At 65.8% G+C, this 5,757-nt stretch carries 3 protein-coding genes; 2 read left to right on the plus strand and 1 reads right to left on the minus strand.

Annotation, left to right across the window (positions count from 1 at the left end; translation table 11 throughout):
• The first annotated feature begins 379 nt into the window (after positions 1-379).
• On the plus strand, positions 380-616 hold the full coding sequence (locus tag AB1634_18355) for a hypothetical protein (GenBank protein ID MEW6221477.1): 237 nt from the start codon (positions 380-382) through the stop codon (positions 614-616).
• Here AB1634_18355 and AB1634_18360 read toward each other — a convergent pair.
• Positions 611-2,341, minus strand: a complete 1,731-nt coding sequence (locus AB1634_18360; GenBank protein MEW6221478.1) for a phosphoglucomutase — start codon at positions 2,339-2,341, stop codon at positions 611-613. The two genes, AB1634_18355 and AB1634_18360, sit on opposite strands and share 6 nt — an antisense overlap.
• Before the next feature lie 283 nt (positions 2,342-2,624).
• Between AB1634_18360 and ppsA the strand changes: the two genes are divergently transcribed.
• Positions 2,625-5,072, plus strand: coding sequence for a phosphoenolpyruvate synthase (gene ppsA, locus AB1634_18365; GenBank protein MEW6221479.1), 2,448 nt, complete (start codon positions 2,625-2,627; stop codon positions 5,070-5,072).
• Positions 5,073-5,757 lie beyond the last annotated feature (685 nt).

Genomic DNA, 5,757 nt, shown 5'->3' on the forward strand with positions numbered 1-5,757 from the left:
CGAGGCACGTTACCATAGCCGTGGCAGGCGGTCAAATCGCCACAACCAGTAACTTATTGATTTTGCGTAATAAAATGGAAGTCAGGATTGGCGTCTGTTGCGTTTTCTGAGGGGAGGATGCGGGGGGAGACGTGGTGTCGCCGCCGGAGCCAACAGGGAGGCTGCTGGGGCGCTTCTCCCCCCCCAAAGAATGGCGTCTCGCGGGCGCGAGGTGCATAGCGCGAATGTGGTCGTTGTCCGGCTGATCCGAAAAAAAATGTCGGCCGCGCCCTCCCGAGGACCGTCGGCCGGCGTCTGCTTATCGAATATCCAGTGGGGCGGGGGCCTTGACGGCAGCTCCTTGACAACGGGGGCGGGGCCGGGCTATAAACGAGCCACCATGGCCGCCCGCCGCTGTTCATACTGCCAGGAGAAGATTCAGCCCCGGGCTGTGGTCTGCCCGCACTGCCGCCGGGATCTGCCGGAGGACGAGGCCCCGGGCCGGTCGCTTCTGGGCTGGGGGGCGGTCATGGCCAGCGGTGCTCTGCTGGCCGCGGCGGCGGTGCTGGCCGCCTCCGCCTTCCTCCGGGAGCGCCGCACCTGGACCAGGGGCCAGGGCGAGTCCCCCGGCTCATAGCAGGCCGGTCGCGGCCAGCATCTCCCGGGCGGCGGCAAACATGGCGTCCTTGCCGGCCTCGGTCCGGGCCTCCACGTAGAAGCGAACCTTGGGCTCGGTGCCGGACGGCCGGATCATGATCCACGATCCGTCTGCCAGCACCATCTTGCGGCCATCGATGCTGATCACCTTGTCGATGGCCAGCGCCTTGTTTCCCACCTGGATCGTCTTGCCTGGAACATAGGCGGTAAGCCCTTGCAGCTTGGCGGTGAGCTCTTCACCCGCGGCGCGCACCGTCACGGCATCCCGGGCGGGCAGAAAGGCGCCGTAGGCCTTTTCCAGCTCGGCCAGGTAGTCACCCAGGCCCTGGTTTCTGGTCAGCATCATGTCCAGGGCCAGCATGAGGCCGATGTAGGCGTCCTTTTCCGGCGTGTGGCCGATGACGGTGATGCCGTCGGACTCCTCGAAGCAGACCAGGGCTTCCAGGAGCACCGGCTTGAACTCCTTGAAGCCCACCCGGGGCTCGAAGACCTTTTCCTGGAAGGCCTGGGCGATGGCGTTGGCGAAGTTGCTGGTGGCCACCGTCTTGGCCACCATGCCGGCCTTGCCCTTGTGCTCGTGCAGGAAGTGGTAGGCCATGGCCCCGAAATGGTTCATGGTGATCTCCCGGCGGCCGTCGGTGAAGCGGATCCGGTCGGCGTCCGGGTCGATGATCACCCCCAGCCGCAGCCGCTCGGTGCGGCTGGCCAGGGCCTTGTGCACCGGCTCCAGGTTGGCGGCCGACGGCTCCGGGGCGATGCCGCCGAAGGTGGGGTCGGCCTCGGCCCGCAGGAGGATCAGCCGGTCGCTGGCCGGGTTGCCGAAGAGCTGCCGGATGTGCCGGCGGCTGGCGCCATGGACGCAGTCCACCGCCACCACCAGATCGTGCTGGCGGGCAAAGCCGGCCAGAAGGCCGTCGTAGTCGAGGCCATGACGATGGGCGTTGGCCCGCACCAGCTCGATCCACAAGGCCAGGGCGTCGCAGGGCCGTACCCGGGAGGGATCGGGCAGCGACGGCCGCAGCTCGCCGGCGGCGATCATCGCCCGGGCCCGGGCGGTGATGCGGTTGGTGAGGCTGGGCGCCGCCGGGCCGGCATCGGCGGCGTTGAACTTGAAGCCGCCGTACTCCAGAGGGTTGTGGCTGGGGGTGAGGTTGATGGAGAAGGCGGCCGCCAGACGCAAGACGGCGGCGGACAAGGTGCCGGTGGAGGCCTCGCCGGCGTCGTAGACGCAAAAACCCTGGCCGGTGAGCCAGTCCCGGATGGCCGCTGCCAGCACCGGGCCGCCGAAACGGTTGTCGTAGCCAAGGACGCAGCCCCGGGCCCGGGCCTCGGCCAGGCTCTTCACGCCCAGGTCGCCGGCCAGCTCCGGGCTGGCATCCAGGTCCTCATACAGCGAGACGATGGCCTGGGTGACCTGGCAGACCGAGCGGCAGCACAGATCCTTGCCCAGGATGCCCCGCCAGCCCGAGGTGCCGAAGCTGACCGGCGCCGTGGGGGACCGGGGATTGTGCGCGATCTCCTCGGCCACCAGCTCGTAGACGCGATCGATCTCCGCCTGCCAGAGACGGCGCTCCACGCCAGCCGGCAGACAGGCCTCCCGGTGGCGGACCAGCTCCTTGATCAGACCGAAATAATCGCTGTCGGCTGGGCCATCGGCCGCAAGGAAACGGCCAGTCAGCTCTTGGACGGTGTCACTGGAGAACATGGGCAGGAATCCTTGGGTTGTGGGGAAGGCCAGCCCGGGCCGAGCGGCGGCAGAGGACACCAATGGGCGGCCGGCGGCTGGCGGCAGTGGCGATTCTTTGGATCATCTTAGACCAGAAGCCGCGTCCTTTGGAAGCCCGAAGGGCATACTGGTTTTGCGTTGACCGTGGCGGCTGGATTGCGATATACAAAAGAGGCGTGATGCTGGTCCTTGCGTAACATCCTTCATACATTGGCCTTTTTCTTACGAACCCCAACCCGCGCGCGACATTAAGGAGAGCACCATGGCAGGAGTACACGATACGGCCTTCATCCTCTGGTTTGACGATATCGGCATCGGCGACGTTCCTCTGGTGGGCGGCAAGAACGCCTCCCTGGGGGAGATGTACCAGAAGCTCTCCGCCAAGGGCGTGGCGGTGCCGCACGGCTTTGCCATCACGGCCTATGCGTACCGGCATCTCATCAAGACGGCCGGCATTGAAGACGCGGTGCGCCAGGCCCTGGATGGCCTCGACACCCACGACATGGCCAACCTGGCCTCCCGGGGGGAGAAGGTGCGGCAGGTCATCCGCACGGCCCAGTTCCCGGAGGATCTGCGCCAGGAGGTCCTGGCTGCCTACGCCAGGATGGAGGCGGAATACGGCGCCGGTGTCGATGTCGCGGTCCGCTCGTCGGCCACCGCTGAGGACCTGCCGGATGCCTCCTTTGCCGGCCAGCAGGAGACCTACCTCAACATCCGGGGTCCCGAGGCCCTGATCGAGGCCTGCCGGCACTGCTTCGCCAGCCTCTTCACCAACCGGGCCATCTCCTACCGCCACGACAAGGGCTTCGGCCAGTTCGACGTCTATCTGTCCATCGTGGTCCAGAAGATGGTGCGCTCGGACTCGGCCAGCTCCGGGGTGCTCTTCTCCATCGATACCGAGAGCGGCTTCAAGGACGCGGTCTTCATCACCGCGGCCTGGGGCCTGGGCGAGAACGTGGTGCAGGGCGCGGTCAACCCGGACGAGTACTATGTCTTCAAGCCCACCCTCCATACCGGCAAGAGGCCCATTGTCGGAAAAAGGGTGGGCAGCAAGGAGATCAAGATGATCTACAACCCCGATCCCCAGGCGGATCGGCCGGTGATGAACATCGAGACCACACCGGCAGAGCGGGGCTGCTACGTGATCAGCGACGACGAGATCCTGCAGCTGGCGCGCTGGGCCTGCATCATCGAGGACCACTACGGCAAGGCCATGGACATCGAGTGGGCCAAGGACGGCGACGGCAAGACGGTGGGCACCGGCAAGCTCTTCATCGTCCAGGCCAGGCCGGAGACGGTGCACTCCCAGAAGAAGGTCATGGAGACCTACATCCTGAAGGAGAAGGGCAAGGTGCTGGCGGCCGGCCAGGCGGTGGGCACCAAGATCGGTCAGGGGGTGGCGCATGTCATCGAGGACACCGCCCACATCGGCCAGTTCAAGGCCGGCGAGGTCCTGGTCACGGACATGACCGACCCGGACTGGGAGCCGATCATGAAGATCGCGGCGGCCATCGTCACCAACCGGGGCGGCCGCACCTGCCACGCCGCCATCATCTCCCGGGAGCTGGGCATCCCGTGCGTCATCGGCACCGAGAACGGCTCGCAGCTCATCAAGACCGGCACCGCGGTGACCGTCTCCTGCGCCGAGGGCGAGACCGGCAACATCTACGAGGGGCTCTTGAAGTACGAGGTGGACCGGTTGGATCTCGAAAAGATCCCGGCCACCAAAACAAAAATCATGCTCAACGTCGGCATCCCGGAGAAGGCCTTCAGCGAGTGCCAGGTGCCCAACGACGGGGTCGGTCTGGCCCGGGAGGAGTTCATCATCAACTCCCACATCGGCATCCATCCCCTGGCCCTGTTCTACTTCGAGGATCTCAAGAAGAAGGCCGCGGCCGGCGACGCCGAGATCGCCGCCATCGTGGCCGAGATCGAGCGCCGCACCACCGCCTACCCCGAGGACAAGAAGGCCTTCTTCATCGACAAGCTGGCGGAAGGGGTGGGTCGCATCGGCGCCGGCTTCTACCCCAAGGACGTCATCGTCCGGCTGTCGGACTTCAAGAGCAACGAGTACGCCAACCTGGTGGGCGGCAGGCTCTACGAGCCGGAGGAGTCCAACCCCATGATCGGCTGGCGGGGCGCCTCCCGTTACTACGATCCCAAGTACAAGCCCGCCTTCGGCCTGGAGTGCCAGGCGCTTTTGAAGGTGCGCAACGACATGGGGCTCACCAACGTCAAGTTCATGGTCCCGTTCTGCCGCACCCCGGAAGAGGGCCGGAAGGTGGTCGCGGTGATGAAGGAGTTCGGGCTGGTGCAGGGCGAAAACGGCCTCGAGATCTACGTCATGTGCGAGATCCCCAGCAACGTCATCGCGGCGGACGCCTTCTGCGACGTCTTCGACGGCTTTTCCATCGGCTCCAACGATCTCACCCAGCTCACCCTGGGCCTGGACCGGGATTCGGACCTGGTGGCCCACATCTTCGACGAGCGCAACGAGGCGGTGAAGACCATGGTGAGGAACGTCATCAAAGACGCCCGCCGCCGGGGCCGGAAGATCGGCATCTGCGGCCAGGCGCCTTCGGACTTCCCGGATTTTGCCACCTTCCTGGTGGAGTGCGGTATCGACTCCATGAGCCTGATTTCGGACACCGCCATCAAGACCCGCCTGGCGGTGGCGGCCAAGGAGAAGGAGCTGGGCATGACGCCGTGACCGGCGCTGGCGCGGCATCGGTTGGACGGGAAACGGGGGCGACGAGCCCCCGTTTCCCTTTGGGGAGCACGGCTGGCCCGCAGATGAGGTGTCGGCTGCCGAGCTGCCGGGCCATTTCTCCCACTGGGATCTGAACCTCCGCCATTCCTGGCTGGGGCAGGTGCTGTTGTGCCTCGCTCATGAGGCCGGGCTCACCGGGATTGGCATCCTGAAATCAGCCATCTTCACCGCGACGGTCCTCCTCCTCTGGCTGGCCATGCGCTCGCGAGATGCGGGACCGCTTGCCGCTTTGGCGGTGGCGGCCCTGGTGGCGGTCATCGGCCACGACTGCAACGCCAGCCGGCCGCAGCCGCGTACCGGTAAGAAACGGCCCATCCCGTCCTCAGAGCCCGCAGACGACGCACATCTCCGCCCAACCACCCACCCCGGCGGAATTCCTCACCAGCCAATACTGCGGGGTTTCTGGTCGGCGGCAATACGCCCGGTGCGGTGGTGGAGACTGTACGATGAAAACACTACAGCCTCATGAAACCGATTTGCTTGGAGACTGGATAGTTCGGCGATGGGGACGTTGGTGCATATAGTGCATTTCCTTCCCGCCACCATGGGTTGTGACCAAGGCCACTCCAGGGGTCAGACCTGGCCGTCATTCCAGGACAGCCAGCACCGCCGGTGGCAGAGACAA

Source organism: Thermodesulfobacteriota bacterium (assembly GCA_040755095.1).
Lineage (GTDB): Bacteria > Desulfobacterota > Desulfobulbia > Desulfobulbales > JBFMBH01 > JBFMBH01.